The sequence below is a fragment of the Nocardia sp. IBHARD005 genome, assembly GCF_052814245.1.
In genome coordinates, this window is record NZ_CP199935.1 from 1,730,964 (window position 1) to 1,747,139 (window position 16,176).

11 protein-coding genes and 1 CRISPR repeat array are annotated in these 16,176 nt (G+C 65.3%); of the genes, 9 read left to right on the top strand and 2 right to left on the bottom strand.

Annotation, left to right across the window (positions count from 1 at the left end):
- Window positions 1-7 precede the first annotated feature (7 nt).
- From ACTWPB_RS08155 to ACTWPB_RS08195, 9 genes are all read left to right on the top strand, one after another.
- Window positions 8-352 carry a hypothetical protein gene (locus ACTWPB_RS08155; RefSeq protein WP_446225072.1) on the top strand — a complete coding sequence of 115 codons (345 nt, stop codon included), beginning with the start codon at window positions 8-10 and terminating at the stop codon, window positions 350-352.
- Window positions 353-415: 63 nt separating this feature from the next.
- Window positions 416-1,036: a type I-C CRISPR-associated protein Cas5c gene (gene cas5c, locus ACTWPB_RS08160; RefSeq protein ID WP_446226261.1), complete on the top strand. Its 621-nt coding sequence runs from the start codon at window positions 416-418 to the stop codon at window positions 1,034-1,036.
- Window positions 1,037-2,878, top strand: a complete 1,842-nt coding sequence (locus ACTWPB_RS08165) for a type I-C CRISPR-associated protein Cas8c/Csd1 (RefSeq protein ID WP_446225073.1) — start codon at window positions 1,037-1,039, stop codon at window positions 2,876-2,878.
- Between the two features lie 35 nt (window positions 2,879-2,913).
- Window positions 2,914-3,849, top strand: a complete 936-nt coding sequence (cas7c, locus tag ACTWPB_RS08170; protein ID WP_446225074.1) for a type I-C CRISPR-associated protein Cas7/Csd2 — start codon at window positions 2,914-2,916, stop codon at window positions 3,847-3,849.
- 38 nt (window positions 3,850-3,887) lie between these two features.
- Window positions 3,888-4,493: a CRISPR-associated protein Cas4 gene (gene cas4, locus ACTWPB_RS08175; RefSeq protein WP_446225075.1), complete on the top strand. Its 606-nt coding sequence runs from the start codon at window positions 3,888-3,890 to the stop codon at window positions 4,491-4,493.
- Entirely contained in the window at window positions 4,483-5,502 is a 1,020-nt protein-coding gene (gene cas1c / locus ACTWPB_RS08180; protein WP_446225076.1) for a type I-C CRISPR-associated endonuclease Cas1c, read from the top strand. The genes cas4 and cas1c overlap by 11 nt, the downstream gene beginning before the upstream one ends.
- Window positions 5,503-5,793: a CRISPR-associated endonuclease Cas2 gene (gene cas2, locus ACTWPB_RS08185; protein ID WP_446225077.1), complete on the top strand. Its 291-nt coding sequence runs from the start codon at window positions 5,503-5,505 to the stop codon at window positions 5,791-5,793.
- A 130-nt stretch (window positions 5,794-5,923) separates the two neighbouring features.
- A CRISPR array of direct repeats spans window positions 5,924-12,275; the repeat unit is 37 nt; unit sequence CCAGCGCCGGACGGTGACGTTCGGCGAGAATCTCAAC.
- A 300-nt stretch (window positions 12,276-12,575) separates the two neighbouring features.
- Window positions 12,576-12,947 carry a hypothetical protein gene (locus ACTWPB_RS08190; protein WP_446225078.1) on the top strand — a complete coding sequence of 124 codons (372 nt, stop codon included), beginning with the start codon at window positions 12,576-12,578 and terminating at the stop codon, window positions 12,945-12,947.
- Window positions 12,948-13,059: 112 nt separating this feature from the next.
- The gene (locus tag ACTWPB_RS08195) at window positions 13,060-13,524 is read left to right on the top strand and encodes a hypothetical protein (RefSeq protein WP_446225079.1); all 465 of its coding nucleotides are present in this window, start codon (window positions 13,060-13,062) and stop codon (window positions 13,522-13,524) included.
- 3 nt (window positions 13,525-13,527) lie between these two features.
- Here the strand turns inward: ACTWPB_RS08195 and ACTWPB_RS08200 are convergent, their stop codons facing one another.
- Both ACTWPB_RS08200 and ACTWPB_RS08205 read right to left on the bottom strand, forming a co-directional pair.
- The gene (locus ACTWPB_RS08200; protein ID WP_446225080.1) at window positions 13,528-14,274 is read right to left on the bottom strand and encodes a nuclease-related domain-containing protein; all 747 of its coding nucleotides are present in this window, start codon (window positions 14,272-14,274) and stop codon (window positions 13,528-13,530) included.
- A gap of 389 nt (window positions 14,275-14,663) precedes the next feature.
- On the bottom strand, window positions 14,664-16,142 hold the full coding sequence (locus ACTWPB_RS08205) for an AMP-binding protein (RefSeq protein WP_446225081.1): 1,479 nt from the start codon (window positions 16,140-16,142) through the stop codon (window positions 14,664-14,666).
- Window positions 16,143-16,176 lie beyond the last annotated feature (34 nt).

A 16,176-nucleotide genomic window follows, 5' to 3' on the forward strand; every position in this document is an offset into this window, starting at 1 on the left:
TCAGCGCATGTCTAAGCCGGGCGAGAATCTCAATCAGTCCTCATCAGCGAAAAAATGCCGGACGCAGATGCGTCCGGCATTTTTGCTGTCATCCAGCCGAACCGAGCCGAACCAATGCGACCGGTCGGTCTTTAAACGGATGTTCAAGGAGAGTCGCTGTGATGCGCTGGCCAAGGCGATTGCGGACTGGCTTTTGGGCCGAAGGCACTTTTGCCCGTGGCGGTTGTCGATTTCCACGGGCCCGGATGGCAGCCGCTCCCGCAGGAACGTGCTGATTGCCGAGCTATCCCTTGCCTCACCGGTTTTTGTCGGTGGGTTCGTGCATGATCCGTGGCGACGCGAGAGTGCTTAAGGGTTCGCGCGAATACGTTGTGGGGTAACGCAATCGGAAGGGTGGTGAGTTGTGGGATTGGTTGTGCAGGTATCGGGTCCAGGAGCGTTGTTCACGAGGCCAGGGCTGTCTGCTGAACGGTTGACGTATCCGGTCATGACGCCTACTGCGGCGATCGGGGTGCTGACATCGATCTATTGGAAGCCGGAGTTCGTGTATCGGATCACCCGGATCGAAGTATTGTCGGAGATCCGGATGTTCACGATGCGTCGTAACGAGACCTCGGATCTGGTGTCGCTGTCAGATGCGGCGTCGGGTACCCGAACGGTGGATACGGTCGCGCACCGGGTGCAGCGTAATGCGGTGTGCCTCAAGGATGTCGGGTATCGGATCCACGCGCAGATCGACCTGGCGGCGCGTGCGGACAAGCCGGTCTCGGCATACCGGGATCAGTTGCGTCGCAGGGTGAGCCGGGGGCAGTGCTTCAGCCAGCCGTTTCTGGGAACGCGGGAGTTTCCGGCGGCTTTCGGTGATCCGGACGAGACCACGCCGATCGCAATGTGGGCAGATCTGGGGATGATGCTGCACAGCATCGACTACGCCACAACCCCGCGCCGATCGAACTGGTTCCGGGCGGAGCTGAAAGCCGGTGTGCTCGAGGTTCCCTCCCGTGGGATCCCCGACAGTGACCAGGGCGGTATCTAGATGCTGCTCGAACGGCTGACCGCGTACGCACGGGAGAACTCCGAGGTGATCCCGGCCTTCCATCGGGAGCGGGAATTCCGGTGGAAACTCGATATCCGCACTCGCTCCAACTCCGAAGTCCGAGTGCGGCTGATAGCGACTCCGGATCCGGAGCGACCCAAACGCGGTATGGCACATCTGGTTCCGGCTTCCACCCGCACGGTGGGTGTGTCTGCTCATCTGGGTGCCGATGATGTGCAGTATGTGCTCGGGTGGGCCGATGAGGACGCCAACCCGGTGCGGGTGGGCCAGTGTCACGCGGCATTCGTGGCGTTGATCGATCGCTGGGCGGCGGAGGTTCCAGTGGAGACCGATGCGGTGCCGCACCGACTCGCCGCAGTGTTGCGCTCCGGTGCCCTGGCCACAGTAGAACGTCCCGAGGAGGTACGGGCCAAGGACGGGGTGGTGATCGCTCTCGACGGCAGGTATGTCCACGAGAGCAGCAGTGCCGCGAAGTTCTGGGGAGAGTGTGTCGGGGAAGCCAAAGGCAGCGGCCGGACCGGTCTATGCATGGTGTGCGGCCGCAGCGCCGCACTGGCGAACACGATTCCCGCGAAGGTGCCCGCTGCGTTGATCCCGGGAGCCAGCAATGATGCGGCCCTGGTCAGCGTCAACGAGCGGGTGTTCGGCTACGACCTGGCGGCTCAGCTCACCCATATCCCGATTTGCTTCGGCTGTGCCGATGACATGATGGGCGGGTTGACCTCGCTGCTTTCCTCCCCGCACAGCGTGAGCTTTCCCGGACAGAACAGCCGACTGGCGTGGTGGGTCACCGATCCCGGCGAGGCCGACCATATCGGGCTGGTATTCGACCCGGACCCGGCCGCGGTGTTGGGGTTGTTCGCGTCGGTAGGCAGCGGGCACTCCGCCCGCCGATCGCGGGGGCGTTTCTGCTGGCTTGCGGTGGGCGGCAACGTCGCGCGCATCATGGTCCGCGAATATGTCGACATCGCGCTGGCAGACGGGGACGGCGCCACGCCCAGCCACGACGCAAACATCGCCGCGTGGTTTCGTGACCACCGCAATACCCCGCGCAACACCACAGCGAAAATTCTGGCCAACGGCAATGAGATCCGGGCCGGGGTTTGGGAGCACCGGTTCGAGAGCCTGGTGCTGGCTCTTGGGCGCTGGGATCGGCGAACAAAGGGGTACCGGCCGTTCGGTGCGAAAGACGCCGACCGCCCCGATACCGCGTCTCATCAGCTCTTCAGAGTCGCGATCCTGAACCGGCCGGTGCCGGTTGCGCTGCGCGCCCATCTGATCCACCGAATCCGCAACGACGGCCGCATCGATGACCGCAGGGCCGCGTTGGCCCGACTCGCGCTGGCCCGTGCCACCCCACGACCTGAGGAGCCCTCGATCCCCATGACCTTGGACGAGACCTGCACCGACCCCGCCTATGTGTCGGGACGGTTGTTCGCCGCCCTGGAAAGCACCCAACGCTGGGCGCACAGCCCGATCCGACGGACCACCACACCGCAGCCCGACAGCGAAAGCGGACCCGAACGCTCGGAAGTGAATTCGACCTTCGGCGACCGGTACCTGCGCCGCGCCATCGACACCCCGAGAAGTGTGCTCGTGCAAGGGCGTAAGGAATCCATCGCCTGGATCACCAAGCTGCGCAGACTTCAGGCCAGCTCGGGCAACGGCGCTCTCAAGCGCCTCGACGATCTCTACGCACTGCTCGAGGTCGGTGGTGGCGCGCCACGACGCAACACGTTGCGCCAGCAGGAGCAGTTCATCCTCGGCTACCACCACCAGCGGGCAGCCGCCCGCTCCGCCGCCACCGAGAACCAGCAGTGACCACTACCCACACTGACCCGACAGGACCTGTGACCATGACATTCACCGACGAGAAACACCTCGACCCCTCCGTCCGTCACGACATGGTGTTCTATTTCGACGTCACCGACGGCAACCCCAACGGTGACCCCGACGCAGGAAACGCGCCCCGCACCGACATCGACAGCGGCCATGGCCTGGTCACCGACGTCGCGATCAAGCGCAAGATCCGCGACACCCTCGCCCTGGCCGCGGCCGGTCACCCGCGTTACGGGATCTTCGTCGAAGCAGGCCACGCCCTCAACACTCGGCTCGTCGAATCGCTGGACGCGACCGGTGTCGACCGGAGCAAAGACACCAAGAAACCCGGCAAGAGCAAAGCCAAGATGACCCCCGAGCAAATCCAGGCAGCACGGGCCTGGCTGTGTGACCGCTACGCCGATATCCGGCTGTTCGGGGCGGTGCTGTCCACCGGTGAAACCAACGCACTCGGTTCCATCCGCGGCCCGCTGCAGTTCGGGATGGCACGCTCGGTCTCACCGGTCGTACCGGTCGAGCACACCATCACCCGAGTCACCCAGACTCGCCAGCAAGACATCGACGAAGGCCAAAGCACCGAGATGGGGTCGAAATGGACGATCCCGTACGCCCTGTACCGGGCAGAGGTCACTTACTCCGCCGCCCGCGGCGCGCAAACCGGCGTAGACACCAAGGACTTCGAATTGCTCTACCAGGTGCTCGAGATGATGTTCGACCACGACAGCTCAGCCGCCCGCGGTCGGATGACCGCGTGTGGGTTGCACGTGTTCAGCCATGACAACGTCTTCGGCAACGCGCCCGCCGGCAAGCTGTTTTCCCGCATCACTGCCCAACCGGCCCTCGAACACTCCGATGATGCCGACTGGAGCCCGCGCAGGCTCGCTGACTACATCATTGCCAGCGGGGATCTCTCGACCCTGCCTGATGGTGTCACCTACACACACGTTTTCTGACAACGGTGCACCCGCTGCTCACCGAGGACCGGTGGAGTGTGCCGATCTCAGCGATCGAGCACTGGGCCTACTGCCCGCGCCAAGCTATTTTGATCTGGCAGGAAGGCTATTTCGAATCCAGCACCGACACTGTGCGTGGCGACCTTGCCCACAGTGCGGTCGATCGCGGCGGCACCCTCACCGGCCGTGACGGTGCCCGGGTGTGGCGGTCGCTGCCGGTGCGCAGCGACCGCCTCGGCACCCACGGAATCTGCGACACCGTGTACCGGGGCACGGAAGGGTTGATTCCGGTCGAGCACAAGTCCGGCAAATACACACCGGGCGGCCCCGCCGATCTCCAAGTGGCCGCCCAAGTGTTGTGCCTGCGCGAGATGTTCACAGAACCGGTGCCACACGGGGAGATCTTCGCTGGGGCCTCCCGACGCCGATATGCCGTTGCGATCGACGACGCACTCGCCGCCGAGGTCAGCGACATTGTCGAACAGCTCCGCGACCGGATCGCCGACACGAGGTTGCCGCCACCTTTGATCGCTGATCGCCGATGCGTTCGCTGCTCGCTGCGTCCGGGCTGCATGCCCGAAACCGCGAGTCGTGAACATACCGACCTGTTCGCACCCCGACCAGTCCGAGACCATGATGAGTGAACTGCTGAAAACCCTCTTCGTCACGACACCAGGCACCAGCCTGCATCTCGACGGCGACGCGCTGCGTGTGTATCACCCGGATCGTCCCGGTCGTCACCTGCTGCCGCTGATTCGGCTCGATGACATCGTCGTGTTCAACGGTGTCACCGTGACCGACGATCTCGTGCACCGCTGCGCCGCCGACGCACGAGGAGTCACCTGGCTTACCGGCAACGGGCGATTTCTCGCCCGCGTCGTCGGTCCGCGCACCGGTAACCCGCACCTGCGCATTCAGCAGATCCGAGTCCACGACGATCCCGGGCAACGGCTAGGACTCGCACAATCGATGATCGCGGGAAAACTTCACAACTACCGGCAACTGCTGTTGCGTACGGCGCGTGACACCACCGGCACCCGCCAGGCCACGCTAAGAACCGTGGCCGAACGTCACGCCGCCGCCCTGTCCACACTCCGCGACACCGAGACTCTCGACGAGGCCCGTGGAGTCGAGGGCCGCGCGGCACGCGACTACTTCCAGGCTCTGCCTTCGCTAGTGCCGGGCGCTGGTGCCGGTCGATCGAGACGCCCGGCCACCGATCCGGTGAACTGCCTGCTCTCCTTCGGATACGGTCTGCTGCGCTCTGCTGTCCACGGCGCGCTCGAACAGGTTGGACTTGACCCATATGTCGGCTATCTCCACGGCATCAGACCCGCGAAACCGGCGCTCGCACTCGATCTCATGGAGGAGTTCCGTCCGCTACTGGTCGACCGGCTGGTATTCACCCTGACCAATCGCGGACAGATCGCGCCCGCTTATACCGAGCAACTGCCCGGCGGACAAACACAGCTCACCGAAACCGGCCGCAAATTTTTCCTCGAACAGTGGTCACTCGCCCGCGAAAGGCACTGGCCACACGCCTATCTCGAACGCGAGGTACCAGCCGCTCTCCTGCCGCTTGTCCAAGCACGCCTGCTCGCCCGCCACCTACGCGGCGACATCACCACCTACACCCCATGGACGGTGTCCTAGATGGAACTCCTCGTGACCTATGACGTGGAAACCATGACCCCGGAAGGTGCACGCCGCCTTCGCGAAGTAGCGAAAATTTGCGAAGGATACGGCCATCGCGTACAGAAGTCGGTATTCGAGGTCACCTGTACCCCGGTCACGCGCCTGCTACTGGGGTCTGCCCTCGCCAACACGATCGACCCAGCGAAAGACAGCATCCGCATTTACCACCTCGACCGAGGCACCTTTGACAACGCCCGGCACATCGGCGCCGCGACACGACCACCCCACAACACGCCGCTGGTTCTATGAGCTTCGGAACCCTAAATGCGACCAGAAATCCCGGAGGGTTCCCAACCTGCCACCTGCAGGAACACCGCTTGATGACTTCGACAGCCGATGAAATTTGATCGCTTGTCGACATAACGGCATTTCATCGAGCCCAGCGCCGGACGGTGACGTTCGGCGAGAATCTCAACGACATGGGTTGGGAATCGACCAGCCAGGCCGACGAATGCCAGCGCCGGACGGTGACGTTCGGCGAGAATCTCAACTGGTGATCGCCCAGCGCAAGCCCATCGGCGACCGGACCAGCGCCGGACGGTGACGTTCGGCGAGAATCTCAACCTGCTCCATCGGACGTGACGACGGTGACCGCGTGAGGCCAGCGCCGGACGGTGACGTTCGGCGAGAATCTCAACCACCCGTTGCGAACGACACCGGAGAGCAGCTTTTCCAGCGCCGGACGGTGACGTTCGGCGAGAATCTCAACGCTCTACAAGTTCCGCAAGCCGATCGACTGGAACCCCAGCGCCGGACGGTGACGTTCGGCGAGAATCTCAACAACGCCGAGGTCCCGTGGACCACCGAGGCCGACAAGCCAGCGCCGGACGGTGACGTTCGGCGAGAATCTCAACGTGATCGTGTCGGCGAGGGACCGGTGGTGGCGCTCCAGCGCCGGACGGTGACGTTCGGCGAGAATCTCAACGGCGGCCTCAACGGCGGGACCAACACCGGCGGCGGCGCCAGCGCCGGACGGTTACGTTCGGCGAGAATCTCAACTCACTGTCGGCACTGTCGGCCATCCGCGCCGGGTTCCCAGCGCCGGACGGTGACGTTCGGCGAGAATCTCAACCGGCGGTGGCGCCGAACGCGGTGGCCAGCGAGCCTCCAGCGCCGGACGGTGACGTTCGGCGAGAATCTCAACTCGCGGCATCCGCCCGGCATCCGCTCCGATGATGCCCAGCGCGGGACGGTGACGTTCGGCGAGAATCTCAACATGGACGAGATGGTGGCCGCCGACGAGCGCACCGCCAGCGCCGGACGGTGACGTTCGGCGAGAATCTCAACGCCGCGCTGCTCGGCTCCGGTGTAGCCGCCGCGACCAGCGCCGGACGGTGACGTTCGGCGAGAATCTCAACGCCGGGCCCGGCCCCGCTGGTCAGCGAGGTGGTCCCAGCGCCGGACGGTGACGTTCGGCGAGAATCTCAACAACCGGTACAACCGCCCGGCCACTGCCGCACCGGCGCCAGCGCCGGACGGTGACGTTCGGCGAGAATCTCAACTGGCGGTGGATCCTCGATCCGATCGACGGCACGTCCCAGCGCCGGACGGTGACGTTCGGCGAGAATCTCAACACGACCACCTACGAGCAGTCCGTCGACGCCGACAACACCAGCGCCGGACGGTGACGTTCGGCGAGAATCTCAACTGTTCGGTCTCGGCGCCGTCGACGGCGGGCAAGGCCGCCAGCGCCGGACGGTGACGTTCGGCGAGAATCTCAACGAGCCGGTCGGCAGCGTCACGCTCGGCGGGGGTGCCAGCGCCGGACGGTGACGTTCGGCGAGAATCTCAACACCGACACCTGCGCAGTCACCGTCAGCTGACGGTCCCCAGCGCCGGACGGTGACGTTCGGCGAGAATCTCAACGGTGCAGCGCGGTCGTATGCTCGGTGCCATGGCACGCCAGCGCCGGACGGTGACGTTCGGCGAGAATCTCAACGATCCGGGCGCGGCCGCATCGGCCGCTTCCTGCTCCCAGCGCCGGACGGTGACGTTCGGCGAGAATCTCAACGGTTCCGGCCGCGATGGTGGCGATGTCGCGGCCGCCAGCGCCGGACGGTGACGTTCGGCGAGAATCTCAACTGGCCGCCGGCCTTCACCACCTTCGCCGCCGGTGCCAGCGCCGGACGGTGACGTTCGGCGAGAATCTCAACTGGCCGCCGGCCTTCACCACCTTCGCCGCCGGTGCCAGCGCCGGACGGTGACGCTCGGCGAGAATCTCAACGCGAACACTGCGGTTGGCATATCGCGCCGTCGGTTCCAGCGCCGGACGGTGACGTTCGGCGAGAATCTCAACAACAACGGTCCCGTCCAGACCGCGTTATCGTCCTCCCAGCGCCGGACGGTGACGTTCGGCGAGAATCTCAACTTCCTCGACCACCCCGGCGAACTCGCAACCGATCACCAGCGCCGGACGGTGACGTTCGGCGAGAATCTCAACCCCGCACCTCCGGTATCAATGGCCAACCAACCGCCCCCGCCAGCGCCGGACGGTGACGTTCGGCGAGAATCTCAACGGCCTACCTTCCGCCGGTCCCGTGACCGACTGGTGCCAGCGCCGGACGGTGACGTTCGGCGAGAATCTCAACGTCACGGTCGGCGTCGGAGATCAGTTCGTGCAGCCGTCCAGCGCCGGACGGTGACGTTCGGCGAGAATCTCAACGGCGGTGGCACCGGCGGAACGAGCACGAGCGGCGGCCCAGCGCCGGACGGTGACGTTCGGCGAGAATCTCAACTGCTTCGCCGCCTTCGTGTTGGTTCTGTGGCGGATGCCCAGCGCCGGACGGTGACGTTCGGCGAGAATCTCAACGGTAAGGATGGGAGAGACACCCGGCCAGGTTGGACCAGCGCCGGACGGTGACGTTCGGCGAGAATCTCAACGAGCCGCACATCGACTTGTTGGACCGAATCACCGACCAGCGCCGGACGGTGACGTTCGGCGAGAATCTCAACGCCCGTGGGTCCGCCGGTCCAGCGTCCACCGGTACCCAGCGCCGGACGGTGACGTTCGGCGAGAATCTCAACAGCGCCGACCGCGGCACAGACCCGATGGACCCGGCCAGCGCCGGACGGTGACGTTCGGCGAGAATCTCAACATCGACCAGGTCGAGCAGCAGCTGGGCTCGATCGACCAGCGCCGGACGGTGACGTTCGGCGAGAATCTCAACACCGTGACCGAGATCGACCCGTCGCTGGTGAGCGGGCCAGCGCCGGACGGTGACGTTCGGCGAGAATCTCAACATTCCGTGGTGGGGCGCACCGACCGGGCCGACATCCAGCGCCGGACGGTGACGTTCGGCGAGAATCTCAACCTGCGATGCTCTCGTCGAAAGGCAGCACGGGAGGACCAGCGCCGGACGGTGACGTTCGGCGAGAATCTCAACGCCACTACTCCACCTACAACCCACCTCCTACACAAAACCAGCGCCGGACGGTGACGTTCGGCGAGAATCTCAACGACCTGGCGCACGCTGTGACGCCCGACCCGGGTGTCCAGCGCCGGACGGTGACGTTCGGCGAGAATCTCAACTTGGTCGCTGCCCGGTCGGGGCGGGTCTGGCACTGGCGCAGCGCCGGACGGTGACGTTCGGCGAGAATCTCAACGATCTCCTGGCGGTGCTTCTCAGCGCGTTCGTGCTCAGCCAGCGCCGGACGGTGACGTTCGGCGAGAATCTCAACCTTGTCGGCCATGCCCTGAAAACGGCTCGGCTGAACAGCCAGCGCCGGACGGTGACGTTCGGCGAGAATCTCAACTGTGGGAGTGGTGCGGCATTTGGCGCGCACCATCCCCAGCGCCGGACGGTGACGTTCGGCGAGAATCTCAACAGTCCGGGTGACATCGCTGCGCAGGTCAGCCGCTACCCAGCGCCGGACGGTGACGTTCGGCGAGAATCTCAACAACCACATCTCGACCTGCTATGTCGCCGGGTCGTCGACCAGCGCCGGACGGTGACGTTCGGCGAGAATCTCAACCCAACTTCTTCCCGACCACAAACCACCGACCGTGACCAGCGCCGGACGGTGACGTTCGGCGAGAATCTCAACTTCGGTGGCGTGGTGCCCCTGCCACTGGTCCGCGCCCCCCAGCGCCGGACGGTGACGTTCGGCGAGAATCTCAACGCGAGCTGTGGCAGTAGTGCAACGGAGGTAGTGGCCAGCCAGCGCCGGACGGTGACGTTCGGCGAGAATCTCAACGCCGCGCTGGAGCCGATGCTCACCACGGCCGACCGCCAGCGCCGGACGGTGACGTTCGGCGAGAATCTCAACGCCTTGGGGTCGAAGCCGTCGATGCCCAGCTTCTGGCCCAGCGCCGGACGGTGACGTTCGGCGAGAATCTCAACGTACAGACGAAGTTCAACGGCGATCCGAACAGCATCCAGCGCCGGACGGTGACGTTCGGCGAGAATCTCAACGCCGAGGGTGTCCCGGAGTGGGACCGCGACGGCATCCAGCGCCGGACGGTGACGTTCGGCGAGAATCTCAACAAGGTCGCCCTGTGAGACCACCGGCCATCGGCTACCAGCGCCGGACGGTGACGTTCGGCGAGAATCTCAACAACGTGCGCGACCTGTAGCGACCTCCCCGCCGCCGCCAGCGCCGGACGGTGACGTTCGGCGAGAATCTCAACAGTTCATCGTGGCCAACGGCAAGGCCCCGGCCAGCATCCAGCGCCGGACGGTGACGTTCGGCGAGAATCTCAACATCACGTCGGCGCGGTCCACGCGGATCGAGTGATCCCAGCGCCGGACGGTGACGTTCGGCGAGAATCTCAACAGTGCGGTCATTTCCCACTCGACCCGGAACACCGCCAGCGCCGGACGGTGACGTTCGGCGAGAATCTCAACCCGATGTCAGGCCGATATGGCTGCCGGTGCCGAACCGGCCAGCGCCGGACGGTGACGTTCGGCGAGAATCTCAACTCCTTCTTGGTGGGCGGGTTGTTGGTGGTGCGACGGGCCAGCGCCGGACGGTGACGTTCGGCGAGAATCTCAACTCCTCCGGCGCGGCAGACCGTGGGGTCGCGGCCACCAGCGCCGGACGGTGACGTTCGGCGAGAATCTCAACAAGAAGAATGGGTTCGGCACGGCGGGAACCTTGACCAGCGCCGGACGGTGACGTTCGGCGAGAATCTCAACGGTTACGACGACGGCGACGAGGGTATCGGCGCGGCCAGCGCCGGACGGTGACGTTCGGCGAGAATCTCAACGACAATGACACCGGTCCGATGTCGGCAGAGATCGGCCAGCGCCGGACAGTGACGTTCGGCGAGAATCTCAACAGTTGCTCAAGCACGTTGGGTAGCGATCCGGCATGGCCAGCGCCGGACGGTGACGTTCGGCGAGAATCTCAACGGATCAGGCGTCGGCGCGCCAGCTGCGGACCAGCGGACCAGCGCCGGACGGTGACGTTCGGCGAGAATCTCAACAACGCCATGGCATTCACGATGGCACTCGACAAAAAGGCCAGCGCCGGACGGTGACGTTCGGCGAGAATCTCAACGGTCACCGGCGGCTGAGTGCGATCGCTGGTCGCAGCCAGCGCCGGACGGTGACGTTCGGCGAGAATCTCAACGGTTGGGACGCTGCCTCGACGGTATGGCTCACACCCCAGCGCCGGACGGTGACGTTCGGCGAGAATCTCAACATTTTGTAGCCATTGCCTTTGGGGTCCGGCTCTACGGCCAGCGCCGGACGGTGACGTTCGGCGAGAATCTCAACCCCCGGCCGGAGCCGTCGCCGGTCCCGCTCAAGGAACCAGCGCCGGACGGTGACGTTCGGCGAGAATCTCAACGACGAAACGCACCCGTTCGAGCAGCGCGTCACCCCAGCGCCGGACGGTGACGTTCGGCGAGAATCTCAACACTCGATGGCCGCCGAGCTGCTGGCCGCCCGCGCCCGCCAGCGCCGGACGGTGACGTTCGGCGAGAATCTCAACCCTGACCAGGACACCGCGGTCGCGGCATACCCTGGCCCAGCGCCGGACGGTGACGTTCGGCGAGAATCTCAACCCTCCACACACAAGTGCGCACGCAACCACGGCCACCAGCGCCGGACGGTGACGTTCGGCGAGAATCTCAACAAGCAGTACCGACTCGACGGTGGATGGGTGGTGAGCGCCAGCGCCGGACGGTGACGTTCGGCGAAAATCTCAACGTCGGCGTAGGGGTGGGTGTACCAGGCCGACCAGCCAGCGCCGGACGGTGACGTTCGGCGAGAATCTCAACTCCCACACGAGGGCCTGCCGCTTGAGCGACTCCGCCCCAGCGCCGGACGGTGACGTTCGGCGAGAATCTCAACATGTGGATCTCCTCGGAGAGGGTGAGAGGATGGACGCCAGCGCTGGACGGTGATGTTCGGCGAGAATCTCAACTGAACGGGTACGCCCCAACGGCATCCAAGGTCGGCTCCAGCGCCGGACGGTGATGTTCGGCGAGAATCTCAACGCCCGTTCCGGCGACGGCCGTACGTCGATCACAGCCAGCGCTGGACGGTGATGTTCGGCGAGAATCTCAACAGTCGGTCCGATCGCTGTGGCTACGGCAGGCATCGCCAGCGCCGGACGGTGACGTTCGGCGAGAATCTCAACGCGGACCGGTATCCCGGTCGCCATGACCGGCAGGCCGCCAGCGCCGGACGGTGACGTTCGGCGAGAATCTCAACCCGCACTAGCCCGTCGAGGACACAGTCCTCGCCGGCCAGCGCCGGGCGGTCACGTTCGGCGAGAATCTCAACTACATCTGGTTGTCAGGGGAGATGAAGGGTCTGCCCCAGCGCCTTACGGGCCGACAGCCCAGACTCGTAAGGGCGTTGAGGTAGGTCGACAGCGGTCGGTGGAAGTCTAGGGCATAGCGGCCGTCGATCTCGTACTCCTCTCCGTACCTCCGCAACCGGAACTCGCCGTGTTCACGCCAGGTGCCAGATAGCTGCTCGAAGGCGGGTGGTTGACCGAAATGACCACGGTCCCGCCTGGTTTGGCCGATTGGACGCACGTACGCATCGCGGTTCGCCAGTTGGGGGTCGTGCGGAAGCATCATGCTGCACACCACCGCGTCGAATAGCCCACCGAAGTCGTTGTCCTGCGTGAGGTCAGCACCGACGTGTCCTACCTTCCAGACTTGCAGAACCATCTCGACGCACTGCTGCGCAAGCCGGGAACGGCTACGCAGCCTCACCGTCGATGCCTGGGCCAAGGCCGAGGCGATGCCCTCCGACGAGGAGATTGCCCGCGTCCGCCGTCTGATCTCCCGTATCGAGACCGACCTCGACGAACTTCCCGACCAGGACCGAGCCGGTGTTGAGGAAGCGATCACGGTCGTCCGCAGCGCTCGAACTCGCATGACGAACCTCGGACTTCCTCAGATCCGCTCAACTTCACCCGATATCAGACCGGATGGGAGCGCCTGATGGTGACCGCGAAAGCGCAAGGCCGACAGGATGACTCAGTACGGAGGCATCAACGAGTCGTCAAGACGATCAACGTGATTCGCAGCGACGTGGCGACACCAGCGTGTCCGCCGTGGCGCGACCTGCGGGCGTGGACCGCAGCTACCTCTACCGGCACCCCGACCTGCTGGCCATGCTGCATACCGCCCAGACCTCGATCTCATCCGACACGAATCAGGCTGGGGTGACGCTGGATTCACTGAAGGCGGACTTGATCAACGCCAGTCACCGAAACGACCGACTCGCCGCCCACAACAAGCAGCTGGAACGCAAGCTGTCCGAAATGCTCGGCGAACAAGCATGGCGCGAGTCCGGGCTTGGCGCCCCGACCGACATCGACGAACTCCAACGCCGAATCACACAGCTCGAGCAACAAGCAGTCGAACTCCACCGACAACTCGACAAACGCGACCAGGAGCTCACCGCCGCCCGCTCCGCCAACCGCGAGCTGTTCGCCAACCTGAATCGGCAGCCGCGACGGTGTGGAACGCCATCCAAGAGTTCAGTGTTCCGGAAATGGCCTATTCCCGTGACATAGAGGCTAGAACGGATCGGAGACACCTGCGAGGTGGGTGCGGGTCGATTCGCCGAGCGCGGTGGCGATCACGTCGCGGCGGCCGCCGTAGAGATGTGCGACGCCCAGGCGGATCAGCATCGTGTTGACCTGGTCGGCACTCCACTGCACTTTGTGGTTTTCCAGGCGGTGTAGGTAGTAGCGGAACACATCGAAGTCCTCGACAACGATGTCGGTCTTCTCCGGGTGAGCGTGGACGTCCAACGACAGAACCTGCTGTCCGGGTAGCAACATCACCACGACCAGGCCGTAGACGAAGCATCCTCGGTGAGTCACCTGGCTTGCCCAGTTCTTCATCGCCAGGGTGTTGGTGCGGACTTGGCTGATGGGGTTGTGGTTGTAGCTGTTGCCGTAGATGTCGGCGATCTGCCCGTCGTCCATCAACCAGGGCCCGTTCGGCGGCACGACGAGTGTGCCGTGCTGTCGGCTGCGGAACCCCTTGATCTCCAACGCGATGCAGCGTTGCCTGGTCCAGATCAGTGCGTCGAGCTGGCGGCTGCGACCACGGTGGGGAACGTCGACGTTGAGCAACGCCACCCCCGGCTGAGCAGGGCTCCACCGCACCCATTCGGCGAACCGCTGTTCCGCGGTTGACAACTCGGTGTTCTGGTTGACCAACAACAGCACAGCGACCTCCCGTGTTGACCGGCCGTTGTCGACGTGGCCGGTCTCGCTCACTACCTCGAAAGCCAGTGTGGCACGGGGTACCGACACTCTGAAGTTGTTCGCGCGCAGTGCCTTCGAGCACGTGCGAATCGACGGAGGGCAGGCCCAGGCCGACCCCACGGCGTGACGACGGCGTTGATCGGTCCGGGCCACAGTCACCAACGGCGGCGCTATTGGGTCGTGGTGGTCGGGTCGGGCAAGGTGGTGAAGAACGTCGTCAGCATGGCGTTGTCTTCGTAGGCGAAGTCGGTCGCCGCGGCGTCGTGCTCAGTGAACCAGGCCAGGCGCGACGTCAGCGACTGGACGCCCGGCCTCGACGAGATTCAGGACCCTGCGCCGAAACTCCGGCGGATACCCATGCCGTCCCATACCACTCCTTCACATCAGGGTGGCACAAGAATCTAGCAACGCGACTCCGGAAAAGCCGGGGCAGACCATCACCAATCCCCGGTTCGCACCACGTGCCGACGCAATTTCCCGGTGGGGGTGCGGGGGAGGGCGTCGACGAAGGTGATGGTGCGGGGGACTTTGAAGGGGGCGAGGCGGCTGCGGACCAGGGCGGTGAGTTCGTCCGCAAGGGCGGTTCGGTCCTGGGTGGCCGTGACGACGAAGGCACGCAGGCGGGTGGCGCCGCGGGGATCCGGGAAGGCGGCGACGGCGGCCTCCCGGACGCCGGGGTGGCCGGTGAGCAGGTCCTCGATTTCGGCGGGTGCGATGTTGATACCGCCGACGATTTCGATGTCGTCCACCCGGCCGGTGTGCACGAAGCGGCCGTCAGCCCGGCGGATGCCCGTGTCACGGGTGGCCAGCCAGCCCGCCTTCAGTGCCGCGGCGGTGGCCTCGGGGCGGTCCAGATATTCGGTGAGCAAAGTCGGTCCGCTGACGTGCAGCTGACCTTCAGTGTCGTCGGGAACCGGGTGGCCGTCGCGGTCGCGGACTTCGATGCGGTAGCCGTGCAGCGGGCGGCCGACGGTGCCGGGCATGTTGTCGGACAACGTATTCGCACACCAAGCCCCGCCGACTTCGGTGGAGCCGAGTTCGTCGAGAACGGGCACGCCGAACAGGGCGCGACCGCGCTCGCCGAGCGCGGTTGACAGGCGTTCGCCCGCCGAGACGACGACCCGAACCCGCTGGAAGGCAGCGGCATCGGCTTCGGCGACCAGATGCGCGAGCGCGGACGGCACTGCGTGCAGCACCGTGACGCCGTAGCGGTCGGCGGCCTCGGCGACCTGGGCGGGACCCGGCTTCGCCGCGAGCAGCACCGCGGCCGAACCGGAGTAGAGCGGATAGATCAGTGAATTGCCGAAACCGTAGGCGAAGAACAGCTTTGACACCGAGAAGGTGACATCGTCGGGCTCGATCCGCAGCATCCGGCGGCCGACGGCTTCGAAATGGTGCGCGAGATCGCCGTGGCAGTGCACCGCGCCCTTGGGCGCACCGGTGGTTCCCGAGGTGAACTGGACGTACAGCGGAGTCGTCGAATCAACTCGAGCCGCAGGGGCTTCCGGGGCCGTGGCAGCGTCGTGTTCGAGTTCGTCCAGTCCGATGGCAAGCCCGCCGGCGCCGCGCCCCACGGTCAGCAGCGGCCGCACCGACGCTACGAGCGCCTGCAGCTCGGGTTCGGCGAGCCCGGGATTGACCAGGATCGCTACCGCGCCGAGCCGGCCGATCGCCAGGAACGTCGCGATCCAGCCGATGCTGTCGTGCGCGCACAGTAGCACCCGTGTACCCGCCCGCACCCCGCGCCCGGCGAGCACACCGGCCATCCGGGCCGCGAGCGAATGTAGCTCGCCGTGCGTGCAGTGACGGCCGTCGAGGTAGTACGCGGGCCGGTCGCGCCGGTCGGGCGCCGCGGCGCGATCGGCCAGTGCGGCAATGGCATTCGCGGAATCGTCCGGGCCGCGTGAGCTTGGCATACTCTCGGAGCGTAGCGGGGGGCTCGATATTTCA

Coding starts and splice junctions, on each gene's coding strand:
- ACTWPB_RS08190 (WP_446225078.1), top strand. CDS start 12,576: ATGCTGCACACCACCGCGTCGAATAGCCCACCGAAGTCGTTGTCCTGC.
- cas7c (WP_446225074.1), top strand. CDS start 2,914: ATGACATTCACCGACGAGAAACACCTCGACCCCTCCGTCCGTCACGAC.
- cas1c (WP_446225076.1), top strand. CDS start 4,483: ATGATGAGTGAACTGCTGAAAACCCTCTTCGTCACGACACCAGGCACC.
- cas2 (WP_446225077.1), top strand. CDS start 5,503: ATGGAACTCCTCGTGACCTATGACGTGGAAACCATGACCCCGGAAGGT.
- ACTWPB_RS08155 (WP_446225072.1), top strand. CDS start 8: ATGTCTAAGCCGGGCGAGAATCTCAATCAGTCCTCATCAGCGAAAAAA.
- ACTWPB_RS08165 (WP_446225073.1), top strand. CDS start 1,037: ATGCTGCTCGAACGGCTGACCGCGTACGCACGGGAGAACTCCGAGGTG.
- ACTWPB_RS08205 (WP_446225081.1), bottom strand. CDS start 16,142: ATGCCAAGCTCACGCGGCCCGGACGATTCCGCGAATGCCATTGCCGCA.